This is a genomic window from Pseudomonas sp. BF-R-26 (genome assembly GCF_019947395.1).
Lineage (GTDB): Bacteria > Pseudomonadota > Gammaproteobacteria > Pseudomonadales > Pseudomonadaceae > Aquipseudomonas > Aquipseudomonas farris.
This window is the reverse complement of sequence record NZ_JAGYGK010000003.1, coordinates 1-13,914: the sequence shown is the minus strand read 5'-3', so window position 1 is coordinate 13,914 and position 13,914 is coordinate 1. Positions and strand designations below refer to the sequence as shown.

General features: G+C 58.9%; 9 protein-coding genes, 1 rRNA gene and 1 pseudogene. 6 read left to right on the top strand and 5 right to left on the bottom strand.

Annotation, left to right across the window (positions count from 1 at the left end; translation table 11 throughout):
• The first annotated feature begins 143 nt into the window (after positions 1-143).
• Positions 144-482: a tryptophan synthase subunit beta gene (locus tag KGB18_RS04335; protein ID WP_123719004.1), complete on the top strand. Its 339-nt coding sequence runs from the start codon at positions 144-146 to the stop codon at positions 480-482.
• Between the two features lie 26 nt (positions 483-508).
• Here the strand turns inward: KGB18_RS04335 and KGB18_RS04330 are convergent.
• The 3 genes and pseudogenes from KGB18_RS04330 to lapG form a co-directional block, all read right to left on the bottom strand.
• Positions 509-712, bottom strand: a pseudogene (locus tag KGB18_RS04330) (DUF6124 family protein); the annotation flags it as partial.
• 456 nt (positions 713-1,168) lie between these two features.
• A complete protein-coding gene (lapD, locus tag KGB18_RS04325; protein WP_123719006.1) occupies positions 1,169-3,115 on the bottom strand; it encodes a cyclic di-GMP receptor LapD in 1,947 nt (648 codons plus the stop codon).
• Positions 3,116-3,129: 14 nt separating this feature from the next.
• The gene (gene lapG, locus KGB18_RS04320; RefSeq protein ID WP_123719007.1) at positions 3,130-3,822 is read right to left on the bottom strand and encodes a cysteine protease LapG; all 693 of its coding nucleotides are present in this window, start codon (positions 3,820-3,822) and stop codon (positions 3,130-3,132) included.
• Positions 3,823-4,020: 198 nt separating this feature from the next.
• Here lapG and KGB18_RS04315 point away from each other — a divergent pair, with 198 nt between their 5' ends.
• The 5 genes from KGB18_RS04315 (at position 4,021) to KGB18_RS04295 (ending at position 11,107) form a co-directional block, all read left to right on the top strand.
• Positions 4,021-4,731 carry a GntR family transcriptional regulator gene (locus KGB18_RS04315; RefSeq protein WP_123719008.1) on the top strand — a complete coding sequence of 237 codons (711 nt, stop codon included), beginning with the start codon at positions 4,021-4,023 and terminating at the stop codon, positions 4,729-4,731.
• Positions 4,732-5,477: 746 nt separating this feature from the next.
• The gene (locus KGB18_RS04310; protein ID WP_201062752.1) at positions 5,478-6,254 is read left to right on the top strand and encodes a DUF3050 domain-containing protein; all 777 of its coding nucleotides are present in this window, start codon (positions 5,478-5,480) and stop codon (positions 6,252-6,254) included.
• Positions 6,251-7,180 (top strand): diiron oxygenase, encoded by a 930-nt coding sequence (locus tag KGB18_RS04305; protein WP_223569441.1) that lies wholly within the window; start codon positions 6,251-6,253, stop codon positions 7,178-7,180. Before KGB18_RS04310 ends, KGB18_RS04305 begins: the two co-directional genes overlap by 4 nt.
• A gap of 13 nt (positions 7,181-7,193) precedes the next feature.
• The gene (locus KGB18_RS04300; RefSeq protein WP_223569440.1) at positions 7,194-10,610 is read left to right on the top strand and encodes a non-ribosomal peptide synthetase; all 3,417 of its coding nucleotides are present in this window, start codon (positions 7,194-7,196) and stop codon (positions 10,608-10,610) included.
• A 29-nt stretch (positions 10,611-10,639) separates the two neighbouring features.
• A complete protein-coding gene (locus KGB18_RS04295; RefSeq protein ID WP_223569439.1) occupies positions 10,640-11,107 on the top strand; it encodes an SRPBCC family protein in 468 nt (155 codons plus the stop codon).
• A 155-nt stretch (positions 11,108-11,262) separates the two neighbouring features.
• On the opposite strand, the gene KGB18_RS04290 is transcribed toward KGB18_RS04295, so the two are convergent.
• Together KGB18_RS04290 and rrf are read right to left on the bottom strand one after the other, a co-directional pair.
• Positions 11,263-13,143 carry a methyl-accepting chemotaxis protein gene (locus tag KGB18_RS04290; protein ID WP_123719013.1) on the bottom strand — a complete coding sequence of 627 codons (1,881 nt, stop codon included), beginning with the start codon at positions 13,141-13,143 and terminating at the stop codon, positions 11,263-11,265.
• Between the two features lie 469 nt (positions 13,144-13,612).
• Positions 13,613-13,728, bottom strand: a 5S ribosomal RNA gene (gene rrf / locus KGB18_RS04280).
• Positions 13,729-13,914: the final 186 nt, after the last annotated feature.

The following is a 13,914-nucleotide window of genomic DNA, read 5'->3' as shown; positions in this document are numbered from 1 at the left end:
CAGGCTGACGGCCGCCCAAACCGGGCGGTCGTCACGTTTGTGCCCACCTCACGGGTGACGATTTTGTCGTCGCACCGCATACTCGCCTGCGTTGGCCTATGCTGCTGACAGCACGACGCTGGTCCATTTCCGAGGGATGCTCAATGTTTTACGTGCAACGCGATGCGCAAGGTCAGTTAGTGCGCGTGGAAGCCACGGCCTACGCCGAGGCCACGGAAACGCTACCGGCCGACAACCATGAAATCCAGGCCTGGTATGCCAACGAAGTGGTTGAAACCAGCCTCAAGCAGCTCAAGCAGAGCGACCTGGAAATGATCCGGGTACTCGACGACTTGATTCAGGTATTGACCCAAAAAGGCGTGATCCGCGTCACCGACCTGCCGGCCGCTGCACAAGCCAAGCTGATGGACCGGACCCAGGCCCGTGAAGCGTTGGGCGGGTTGAGCCAGTTGATCGATGATGATGAGACGGGGTTGATCTAGTCCCTGCCTTCATTGTTGCCTTTACTGACGCCATCGGCCATTCGGCTCAGCGCCAGGGCTATTGAGCGCCGTGAACCTTCCACGTCATCCGCCAGGTCGGCGGCGATGGCGCTGATGGAGAGTAGGTCTTCGGAGGCGTTGGCCAGAAGGGCTTCGGTGTCGATGTCGGGGGAGACGGTGACGAGGCGGCCTTTGCGGGGAGCAGGCGGATTCGGCGTTACTTTGAACATAAGAAATACCCTAAACAGTAAGTTGGAGCCGTCACCGTTCGCTTGCACGCGAATAGGGTGGCGGCCGTGCGCAGGTGTGCAAGACCGGGACTGTTTAGGACACCCAGCAGATCCGAGGATCTCCTGCGCGCAGCCGCCATAAAGCAGTGAGCATCGAAATGCTCATTGAGAGGAATGGCAGCACGCTACCTAAACAGTTTGGTCGGACTTGCACGTCCGTGTCACCGATTATTCAGTGACAAGGCCAGACTAGCCTTGGACTTCGGCCGGAACAAGTTCACCAAAACCGCTACAACTTGAAGGAAATCTCCTAGGACTTTGCTACCGGAATAATCGGAGTCCGCACGGGCGCCATCGCGGGCAAGCCCGCTCCCGCAGGGGGCGCAGGTGAACGCAGGATTGTGGTACCACACAAATCCTGTGGGAGCGGGCTTGCCCGAGATGACGGCATCAGCCTCACCGCCAAGGCTTCGGCTCACCGAAGAGTTGCCCCTGAACCCCATACAACCCCATCTCACGAATCACCGCCAACTCCCCTTCGGTCTCGACCCGCTCGGCAATCAACGGCAAATCAATGCTGTGCGCTGCCCGCTGAATCGCCTCGATGAACAGACGCTTGTCACTCTCCTGATCAATCGCCCGGATGTAACTGCCGTCGATCTTCAGATACGCCAACCCCAGCCGCGCCAGGTTGCCGATCATGCTGAAGCGCCCACCAAATCGTTGCAGACTCAGCGAGAATCCAAGCTCGCGCAAACGCCGCGTCAGCTGTTCCAGCACCGCTTGCTCAGGCAATTGTTCCTCGCCGATTTCCAGGGTCAATCGTTCCCCGAGATTCGAATGCTGACGCAGAATATCGAACACTTTGTTCAGCGCCTGCGGATCCGCCAGTGTCGCCGAAGACAGGTTCAGCGCCAGCGACTCTTCATGGTCGGCCATCTGCTCGAGCACTAATTCCAGCATCAAACGGTCCAGCCGCGCGGTCCAGCCGAAACGCTCGAGCCATGGCAGGAAACGCCCGGCGGGAATGGTCTGGTCCTGCTCATCGAGCAGGCGCGACAGCACTTTGTAATGCAGCACTACCTGCGTGTCGTGGCTGGCGACTACCGGCTGGAAGTACAGCTCGAAACGCTGCTGATCCAACGCCTGATCCAGCAAGGTGTGCCAGGCATGGTGGTCATCGCCAACCCGGGCCGATGTACTGTGATCGAGGCACGCCCAGCTTGGTTCGCCCTGACTTTCCGCCTGGGCCAGTGCCTGATCCGCCAACCCGATGACCGCTTGCGGCGAGTCGCCATGGGCAAACGGGGCCAGCCCGATCGAGGCCACCGACGCCACGTCCGTGGCGCCCGTCGCATGCAGGCTCGCCAAGGCGCTGTCGAGGTTACTCGCCAGTTGCAGCGCTTCTTCGCGCACCAGCCCCGGCGCCAGCACGGCGAATTCACCGCCACGAATGCGCGTGACGAGGTTCTGGGTTTCCGGGTACTTGGCGCACTCACGGGACAACTGCTCGCCCACCGCTTTCAACAATTCATCGGTACGCTGACCGCCTAGCCGCTGGTTCAAACCAGCCAGATCCTTGACCCGAAGCAGCAGCAAATAGCCGGAACTGGCCTGCTCAGGATTGCTCACTCGCGCGTTCAATTGAATTTCGAAATAGCGCCGGTTGGCCAGGCCGGTCAGGTTGTCCTGATAGGACTCGGCCCGCAGTCTTTCACTGCGTTCGGCTTGTTCCTGGAACAGCGCCTTGAGCTTCTCGACCATCTGGTTCATCGCCTGCACCACCCGGCGCAGTTCCGGGGTGCGCGGCAGTTCCGGCAGGCTGAGGAATTCGCGGCGAGCAATGGCGTGGGATTGCTTGACCATGTAATCCAGCGGCTTCAGTTGCCGGCGCAGCAACAGCGCGCCCAGCACCGCACTCACCGCGCCGCAGATCAGCAACCAACCAAGGCTGCCCAACGCGCTCTGCCATAGCTTGGCCAACGCGAACATCGGGTGGCTAACCACCTCGACCCGCGCGGCCTGCTCCCAGCCACGGCTGACAATCGCGTCGCCACCGGCCGGTTCCAGGCCGATCAATTTGACGAACCAGTCCGGCACGTTGGTGACCGCCGGAATGCCGCTGCGCTCGACAATCGTCTTGTCGTTGGCCAGATCGACCACACGGATGCTCGCGTAATAACCGCTGTCGAAGATCGAACTGACCAGCAACTCGACCATCGCCGGGTCGTCGATGTTCGGCGTCAGGGACAGCGCCAACGCCGTGGCTGCGTCCTGGGCATGGGAGCGCAACTGGTTGACGTACTGGGTCCGCGAGCTTTCCAGACTGACCATGAAGCTGCCGGTGAAGGCGACCACCAGGAACAGACAGATAGCGATCAACAGCTGTTTGAACAAAGACATCTGAGCGCGTGCTCCTAGTTAGTCGTCTCGACCGGAAAACCTTCGGCCTGCATTTTCTTCAACACATCCTGCCAGCGGGACAGGCGTTTGGTGTCTCCGACCTTTTTGTTGCCCTTGGCACCCGGCAACCACAACCCTTCGGCATTGAAAGAGTAGACCGGCAGCAAATCGGTTCGCTGGCTGGCGGGCTTGATCGCGTCGATCAGGCTGTCGAGCACCAAAGGCATGGCCTCGGGGCTCGAGTAGTAGGTCAGCACCATGTGCGCGCGGTTCAGGCGCAAAGCCTTGACGTAGGTGATGCGCAGCTTGTCACTGGAGACACCGAGATGGCGCAGGCTGAAATACTTGGCGATAGCGTAGTCTTCGCAGTCGCCGGCGCCTTTCCACAAGGCTTCGATCGGCGTTTCCCAATAATCGACCTCGTGCCACAGATCGATGTCTTCCTCGTAGCGCATCTGCTTGTTGAAGAAGCGGTTGACCACGTTGAGCTGTTCCAGCTCGCCAATCTGCTTTTGCGTGGCCAGCAACTGCTGCCATGCATCGATGCGCTGCTGCCCTTCACCCAAAGGTCCGTACAATGCCTGCGCGCGGCGACTGATCAGCGAAAAATCCCAGTCGGCATGCAACCCGCCCAGCATGACGCCGGCCAGCAGCAGCGCGCAGCCTAGCCAGCGCAAAGTCCGAGGGATCGCGAAACGTGCCGCCAATGCGAGGCATCCAGGGTAGGCAGGTGGAAGTCGGTTGATGGTGCAGGTTAGCCCGGTAAAAGACAATGGCACGGTGAGATCACTGTCGGCACGCTAGACTTTAAGGTAATGCGATCTTTTGCCCGTTTGACAACCAGTCAAGCAGTCACTAGTGTCCAGTTGGATCCAAATATTTCAGCCAAACAGGGTGCGTTTGTTGTGACACAGAAGCCCAACCCTCTCAGCAGTATCAAGGTCAACGGACCGATTCCCGCCCATCTGGCGCGGTCGGTAATCGAAGAAACCTTGCGCGCGGCGATTCTCGACGGTCGCATTCCTTGCGGCATCGCTCTGCGTCAGCAAGACCTCGCCGACCTGTTCGGCGTCAGCCGCATGCCGGTGCGCGAAGCCTTGCGCCAACTCGAAGCGCAATCGCTGCTCAACGTGATCGCCCATAAAGGCGCGGTGGTTGCACCGCTGGTTCAGGGCGACGCGGCAGAAACCTATGAACTGCGAATTTTACTGGAGTCCGAAGCCCTGCGTCGGTCGATCCCCCTGCTTGAAGCCGTCGACTTCGAACAGGCGGCGCGCTATATCGACGAGTTGGAAACGGAACACGACTACACCGAGATAGGCCGGCTCAATCGCCTGTTCCACATGGCGCTTTATAAAAAGGCCCCCAACCAGCGGCTGCTGAGACTCGTCGAAGACGGGTTGAATGAAGAGGAACGCTTTCTGCGCTTCAATCTGGAAGCCATGGGCCTGGGCAAACTGTCCCAGGAAGATCACCGAGCGTTATTGCGCGCCGCCGAGGAGCGGGACGTCGAGCGCTCGGTGACGTTGCTCGAAAACCACCTCAATCGGGGTGTCGAAGTCATCACACGCTACCTCGAAAGCTCTGAACCGCAGCGCAGGAAAACCTCGAAATAACCCGCAGCGACAGCCCCGAGCGAGCCCATTGAGTGGCTCGCTTTCGCTATTGAGCTGATCCGCACCTGGATTGGTCGACGAACAATCTGCTTACAAATCCCCCTTTTCGTTCATACCGGACCGGTGTGCAGCGACTTCATGCCTGCTCCACAAAGCCCCCGCCATCTTCCAGCCCGACAATTGCACCTGGCAGATCATGCAGGGGCGATAGCGACTGCCGTGAATTACGCTCACTCTTGAGCTGCCAACGAATAATGACGGACGGCGCACCGCACCCACGGAGCAGTCGACGCACCAAGAACCTACGGAAGGAGTCTTGCCACGGGAAAGGAAGAACCGGCGTCGCTCCCAGCCAACTTCCACCCCCTCAGATCACATCAACTAACCCAGTAGAAAGTTGCTTTGAGTGAGGCATTCACTCTTTATTTAAATTTTGGCCTATATAAGCTGAAAGGAGCAACTACGCCCAAATAAAACTCAATACAAAAGTTTTATTGGAACTTGTCGCGCCCGACAAAGTTAAACTTTAAATTAATTCAAAAATGACTTGCCCGACACTTTAATCGTGTATTAGTTTTTCTCCGCCGCCCACAAACACTGGGCACCACGTACTACTTAGTGATTACACACCTGAATAACATCAATTCAATTGAGGCCCCTGCTCGCCAACAAGAAACTTCAAGCAACCGTCACTTATTGATCAACACCACCCTCAACGGTATTCCAGATCACTTATAGGCTCGCTCATGAAACCGACTAAAGATCGTCTCAATCAGAAGAAAGCAGAACTTAGTGCGCACCCGATCTTCTCTGAAATACATTCGTTATCGGTCCTTCAACGCTTTATGGAAACCCATGTGTTTGCGGTGTGGGATTTCATGTCGCTGACCAAGCGCCTGCAACAGGAACTGACCTGCGTTCAACTGCCTTGGCTGCCTCCGCGAGATCCTCAGGCCGCGCGGTTGATCAACGAGATCGTGCTCGGTGAAGAGTCTGATGATCGTCCCGCCCAGGGTCACTACAGCCATTTTGAGTTGTACCTGGATGCGATGCGCGAAGTCGGTGCCAGCACGGCCGCCGTCGAACGCTTCGTGGCGCTGCAAAAAGAAGGCGTGAGCTACGACGTGGCACTGCAAAGCGTGGACGTCGACCCGGCGGCCGCGCAGTTCGTGCGCCACACCTTGCACACCGCTATGCATGCACCGGGCCACAGTGTGGCGGCGGCGTTTCTGCATGGCCGCGAGAGTGTCATCCCGCAGATGTTCCAGCGGATTCTCGACGACTGGGGCATCGGCATCGAACAGGCGCCTACCTTCCGTTACTACCTGGAACGGCACATCGAAGTCGATTCCGAAGACCACGGCCCGGCGGCGGAAAAGCTCCTCGCCCGCCTGGTCGATGGCGATCCGCAGCGCGAAGAAGACGTCTACGCCAGCGCCATTGCCGCCGTGGAAAGCCGCATCGCTCTGTGGGACGGCTTGCGCCTGAGCATGAGCGAACCGGTGGCGGAGGTGAACGCATGAACGCCGCCGACTACCAATCCTTCGCCGACGCCTGGGAAAGCCGCGCGACCATTCGCACCCGCCCCCGGCGCGTACTGGAAAACGACGACAAACTGATCTATCCGCTGAGCCGTCAGCCGCTGGTGCTGAGTGAAACCTTCCTGCGCGAATGCCCGGAACAACGGGACTTTGCTCTGGTGCAGACGCTCTACAAGTTCATCAACGACGTGGTGATTTTCGAAACCGAGATCGTCGACAAGACCGCCCGCAGCATCGCCAAGAACCGCTTCAGCGTGGCGTTCCCGTTCGCCTGTCGCTACGACGCCATGACCGTGGTGGTGGACGAGGATTACCACGCCCTGGTGGCCATGGATTTCATGCAGCAAACCGTCGCCATGACCGGCATTACGCCGATCGGACTGCCGGATGAAATCGAACTGAGCCGTGCCATTCCAGCGGCCGTGGCGCTCGCACCGGAACACCTGCGCAGCGCCGTGGAGCTGATCTGCGTGGCGATCGCCGAGAACACCGTGACCGGCGATGTCGCCGCGTTCGCCAAGGACGACACAGTCAAGCAGTCGATCAAGGGCCTGATGGCCGACCACTTGCTCGACGAGGGCCGTCACTCCGGGTTCTGGGCGCGGTTGGTGCGCATCTATTGGCACACCGCAAGCGAAGACGACCGCCAGCGCATCGCGCAAATCCTCCCGGTATTCATCGGCCATTACCTGACCAACGACATCCAGAAGTCCTTCGACTTCCGCTTGATCGACGCCTTGCAGATCAGCGACGCAGCGCGGCGGGCACTCAAGAGCGAAGTGTCGGGGCTGGCCTTCCCGATCAATCGCCATCACCCGCTGGTCGCCAACATCGTGCGGTTTTTCCGCAGCAGTTCGCTGCTCGATTCACCGTGCGTGCAAAGCACCCTGAGCGACTACCTGGTTTAACGAGGAGAACATCATGAGACGTCTCGATATTTTGCTCATTGGGCAAAGCCAGGCCCTGACCGACCTGGCGCTGGAACTCGAACAACACGGTCATTCACTGGTGCGGCTGGCGAATCTGGAGGCGCTACCGCCAAGCACGTTTGATTTGCTGATCGACGATGCGAGCCTGCCGTTTCAGGACTTCGGCGATGCACCGCGCCTGACGCTGCAGCTGGGTGTCGGGCTGCCCGGAGCCTCAGGCCTGCCAGCATTGGACCTGCTGTGCACATACAACTTGATGCAGCTAAGTCGCGTGCCAGTCGCCGAAGAACTGTCCGGTAACGGCCAGGCATTGCGCCTGCGAGCGGTGGCCGATCTGGTCGATCACGTGGCACTGCTGGTCAGCCGCTTCTCCCGGGATGCCGATTATTTCTCGCAGGCAGAACCGATGGCTTCCGCGCACTTCGAGCAGGTGGAAAACCTGCTGTTTTTAGAGCGTCTGGCCTACGTCCATCAGCTCAACACCACGGCGGAACCATGGCTGCTGCAACTCGCCCAGATCCCGATGATCGAGCGGCTTGAACAGCGCTTCATCCAGTCTGCCGAGCGACCAGCGCTGAACATCGCCGGTACGTCGCTGAGCTATCGGCAATTGCACGTCCACAGCCGCGCCATCCAACAGCGCTTGCAACCGTTGCTCGATCAGCACCAGGGACCGTTGGTGGTCGGGATCTGCCTGCCAAAATGCAGCGCGTTGTATGCGGGGATTCTGGCGATTCTGGGCAGCGGCGCGGTGTACTTGCCGCTGGAGCCAAGCCATCCGTTGCAACGTCAGCAGTACATTCTGGAAAACGCTGGGGCTGTGTTGTTGCTGCATGACGGAGAACATCCGCTCAGCGAGACGATGCCTGGGCTGGACATCAGCGGCATCGACATCGGCGATGTGAATCTCGATCAACCCTTGATGCGCAAACGACCTGATCTCGACGCGCCGTGCATGGCGCTCTATACCTCGGGCACCACGGGGCACCCCAAAGGTGTGTTACTCAGCCAGGCCAACCTCGCGCACTTCACCGCGTGGTACGCCGCCTACGTGCAGCTGACCGAACAGAGTCGGGCGTTGCAGTTTTCATCGTTGAGTTTCGACTCATCGCTGATCGATATTTTCCCGACATTGCTTCAGGGCGCCGAGCTGATCGTGCCCAACGAGGACCAACGTCGCGATCCGTTGCAACTGGTCGAGCTGATCCGTCACCAGCGGCTGAGCCACGCCTTTTTGCCGCCGGCGCTGTTGAGCATCCTGCCGCTGGATCAGTTGCAAATCCTCGATCATGTGATGACCGGTGGCGATGTCTGCGAACCTTATGTGATCGAGCAACTGACCCGCCAAGGCAATCTCTACAACCTCTATGGCCCGACCGAAGCCACGGTGCTGATCACCGCGCGGCAACTGCGCACCGGCGACAACAACCGGACCCTCGGCGCACCGATTGCCAACAGTCAGGTGCTGATCCTCGATGAGAACTTTCAACCGGTGGCCGAGCAAACCGTCGGTGAGTTGTACATCGTCGGCCCGGGGGTATGCCTGGGTTACCTGAACAACCCGCAGCAGACTGCCGAACGCTATCTGAACCTGAGCCTGCCGAACGGCCAGAGCTTGCGCGCGTATCGCACTGGCGACATGGCCAAATGGACCCGCGACGGTATCGAGCTGTGCGGACGGCGAGACAATCAGGTGAAGATTCGCGGCTTTCGGGTCGAGCCGGAAGAGATCGAACGCTGCCTTCGCGACAGTCAGCTGTACCGTCAGGTGGCGGTGGTTATCGACCGTCATCGACGGATTCTGGCCTTTCTCGCGCAGCCTCAGGAAGAGCAACCCGGTGCTGCTCGCGAAGCCTTGAAAGCCCACGCGATACAGTTTCTGCCGGACTACATGCAGCCGACCGCATGGACCGAGCTGGCGAGCATGCCGTTCGCCAGCAACGGCAAGGTCGACCGTAAAGCGCTGCTGGAACTGCCCATCAACGTGACCGAAAACAGCCAACGGCGTTTGCCCGTCAGCGCCGATGAAGCGCTGCTGCTGGAGATCTGGGCCGAGCTGCTGGAGCTGCCCGCCAGCGATATTTCCACCGACGAAAGTTTCTTCAATCTCGGCGGGCACTCGATCCTGCTGTCGCGCATGTTGCTGCGTTTGCGTGAGGAGTTCGGCCGCAGCATCTCGATCAACCGCTTCATCGAACTGCCGACAATTGCAAAGCTGGCGACCTTGGTGCGCGGCTCCGGGACCGAAGAAGTGTTGAGCGAAAAAGCCCTGGCCGATGCCTTCCGTGAACTGGACATCAAGCCGTTGCCAGTCAGCCGAATGGGCGATGTGCACAAGGTGATCGTCACCGGCGCCAACAGCTTTGTCGGTGTTCATATCGTCGAAGCGCTGCTGGCCTGGGGCGCCAGCGAAGTAGCGTGCCTGGTGCGCGATGGTGGCGGGCAATCGGCGGCGCAACGCTTTTCTCAGGCGTTGCGGGAGAACCGTCTGGAGCATCTGGACCTGAGCCGGGTGCGGGTTTACGCGGCGGACATCACTCGCCCGCAACTGGGGCTCAGCGAAGATGTTTACCAACGACTGGACCGCGAGTTCGGCGCGCTGGTGCACAACGCCGCCAACGTCAATCACGTCCTCGATTACGAGTCGTTGGCGCGGGACAACGTCGAGCCGATTTTCGAGTGCCTGCGTTTGTGTGAAGGACGCAGCAAGAAGATCTTCAATTTCATCTCGACGCTCTCGGCGTCCAGCACGATTTCCGACGATGGCCGGGTGCTGGAATTGCCCGCCGCGCAGACACCGCCGATCTACATCAAGAACGGCTACAACCTGTCCAAATGGGTCGGCGAGCGGATCCTCGAACGGGCGCGGGAGCGTGGGGTGCGGGTCAATCTTTATCGCCCCGGCAACATCAGCTTCAACAGCCTCACCGGCGTCTGCCAGCCCCACAAGAATCGCTTGATGCTGATGCTCAAGGGCTCGATCCAGCTCGGCCAGGTGCCGGAGTTCGCGCTGAATTTCGACCTGATGCCGGTGGATTTCCTCGCCCGTTTCATCGCCTTCCACGCCAGCCGTTACCAGGCCGAAAAAGCGGTGTTCAACCTGCACAACCCCGAGCCCCTTAGCTGGGATTGCTACGTGGCGTCATTTCGCGAGGCCGGTCGGGAGTTCGCCATGGTCAGCGTCGCCGACTGGCAGCAGCAACTGGGCCGAGTCGACAGTGATAACGCGCTGTTTGGCGTGCTGGGTTTCTACCTCAACGGCTTCGAAGAAGACATCGGCGACATCTCGATGATCGGCCACGACAACGCCCAGGCCGGCGTCCGGCAGATGGGCGCGCACTACCCGGAAAAATCCCCGGCGCTGCTGCGGCGCGGCTGCGACTACCTCAAAGAAATCAACTTCATCTGATTCACCCTAACCCTGCACGGAGCAAAACCATGAATACTCTGCAACCCGATACCCTGATCAAAAATCCTCACGGCTGCCACGTTGTGTCTTCGGTGGAAGTACCGGCCGATGCGGCGCAAGTCTGGGCGGTGGTCGGTAACTTTGCCGGCTTCGATCAATTCATTCCGGCGTTGTCGCATATCGAGATGACCGGCGAAGGCGTGTCATCGCTGCGCAAGAAATTCTTCAAGGATGGCAACCTGGTGGTCGAGCAACTCAACTCCCGGGATGACCAGGCGCTGAACATGACCTGGACGACGATCTACAACACGCTGGGCGTGGCCAATTTGTGGGCGGCGATGAGTGTTGATTCCTTGGGGGCGAGCAAGTCGCGAGCGACCTGGACCATCATCGCCGAACCGGCCCAGGGCGGCGCCGAGGCACTGCCGGGGTTCAAGGATTTTGTTCAGGGGTTTGCCGATGATGCGATGGGGAATGTGGTGAAGCGGTTTGTATAAGGCTTCGGTTCAGCGGTGACTGGTATACCGCTATCGCGAGCAAGCTCGCTCCCACAGGGGTTATCAGTCGTTCACAAATGTTGTGATCACTGAAAATCCCATATGGGAGCGAGCCTGCTCGCGATTGAACGATAACGCGGTAGAACTGACCTCAATCAGATCTTGAAACTATCAACCAACTGCTTCAACCGATTGGCCTGCTGGGACAGCGCATCGCAATCCTTCAATGTTTCATTGAGGTTGGCCACGCTCTGCTGGTTCAGCAGGTTGATCTGGTTGACGTCGACGTTGAGGGTTTCCACCACGGCAGTCTGCTCTTCGGTTGCTGCGGCCACCGATTGGTTCATGCCGTCGATTTCGCCGATGCGCTGGGTCACGCTGACCAGTCGCAGGCCGGCCTGGTTCGCCACTTCGACACTCTGCTCGCTGGAGACCTGACTGGCGTTCATGGTGGTCACCGCTTCGCGGGAACCGATCTGCAGCGAGCTGATCATCTTGTGGATCTCTTCCGCCGATTCCTGAGTGCGATGAGCCAGGTTACGCACCTCGTCCGCCACCACCGCAAAACCACGACCGGCCTCACCGGCACGGGCCGCTTCGATGGCCGCGTTTAGCGCCAGTAAATTGGTCTGCTGGGAGATGCCTTTGATCACATCGAGAATGTGACCGATGTTGTCGGTGCTCGCGTTCAGGGTTTCGATCTGCGTGCAGGACAGGCTGATTTTCTGCGACAGCTCAGTCATGGCCAGAATGGTTTTTTCCACCACCTGACGACCGTCATCAGCCTGCTCGCTCGCGCCGCTGGCGTGTTGCGAAGCATCGGCGGCGTTACGAGCGATTTCCTGGGTGGCGGCACCCAATTGGTTGATCGCCGCAGCCACGCTGTTGGTGCGGGCGCTTTGTTCGTCGGAGCCGAGGATCGAAGCGTTGGACGATGCCATCACCCGTTGCGACAGGTCATGAACCTGACGGGTCGCCGAGGACACTTCGGAAATCGACGCGTGAATCCGCTCCACGAACTGGTTGAAGGAGCCGCCCAACTCGCCGAACTCATCTTTGCTTTCTACCACCAGACGACGGGTCAGGTCGCCCTCGCCCTGAGCGATGTCCTGCATCGCACGGCCCATCGTGGTCAGCGGACGCATCAGCACGCTGATCAGCAGACTCAGCAACACTGCAATGGCGGTCACGGCGATGAACATCGCGATCAGCGCCGAGGTGCGGAACTGGCTCAGTGGTGCGTAGGCCTTGGCCTTGTCGATCGACAGACCGATGTACCACTCGGCATTCGGCAAACCACTCACCGGCGTGAACGAGAGGATGCGGTCCTGCTTGTTCAGTTCTACTTCCTGATTGCCTTTCCCGATACGGACGCTGGAACCCGGATAGATGTCTTTCAGGTTCTTCATCACCTGATCCTTGTCCGGACTGACGATCACCTGACCATCGGCACTGACGAGGAACGCGTGACCGATGCCACCGAAGTCCACCGAGTTGATGATCTTCACCAGGGTTTCCAGACTCAGGTCACCGCCGACGACGCCCAGCAGTTCGCCTTGCTTTTTCACCGGCATGGCGATGGTCACCACCAACCCGCCGACCGCAGCCATGTAGGGCGGAGTCAGCATGGTCTTGTCGGCGACCACAGCTTGTTTGTACCAAGGGCGCTGACGCGGATCGTAGCCGTCCGGCATCTTCGCGTCAGGACGCTGGGTGAACACACCATTGGCCTGTCCGACGTAGGTGAACTGGAAGTTCGAGGTGAGGGCGGGTTGATCGACCAGCCCCGGCAAATCGGCATTGGCGCCTTGATGAGCGACGTTCTGCGCGAGGTTTTCCAGGACCAGCACCCGGCCGCTCATCCAGTTCTGCACGCTGCTGGCGGTCAGCTCGCCTGCTTGCTCAACGGAAGACTCGAGGTTTTGTCGGATGGTGTTTCGCTGCAGATAGTCGTTGTACAAAGTGAACAACGCAAAAGCCAGCACCACGACGCCTGAAGCGGCCAGCAGAATTTTATGACTGAACTTAAGATTCATTTCATGGGACTTCTTATGCAAAAAGTGGGGATGCGTTCCGGGTTGCAACATTCCATGTAACAGCGCAGACGGCATTCTGGAGCCGCTCTACTTTGGTGCACGCATGTCTCATCAGTCTGTCGGCACGAGCAGGAGAAATCTTAGGAATTTGTACGAAATGCAGGGTACTTCAGTCAGATACCCGCCGAACGGCGTGTTAGAGCGCCCGAGTAGCAGTGTTTGCTGACAGTTGTTCGAACGGCAGTAGAGGGCGGATCGTTGGCTCACCGGGCAAGTGATGATCGCGGTGGGGTGTTTTGATAGCAGTACTGTCGGTGACGGGAATCTATATCTGGTGGCGCAAGTTGCTGGCTCGAAGGAGTAGCAAGGCACGCAAGAGCGGCATGTACCCCATACCGGATTGAGGTTTCTATAGCCCAGAAAGACAAAACCCCTGTCTGCATAAGCAGACAGGGGTTTCGGAATTCAATCTTGACGATGACCTACTCTCACATGGGGAAACCCCACACTACCATCGGCGATGCATCGTTTCACTGCTGAGTTCGGGATGGGATCAGGTGGTTCCAATGCTCTATGGTCGTCAAGAAATTCTGTGACCAGCCCGTTACAGCGGTAACGTGCCAGCAAAATCAGTGACTTCTACTAAAACAAAACCCCTACCTGCATACGCAGATAGGGGTTTCGGAATTTAATCTTGACGATGACCTACTCTCACATGGGGAAACCCCACACTACCATCGGCGATGCATCGTTTCACTGCTGAGTTCGGGA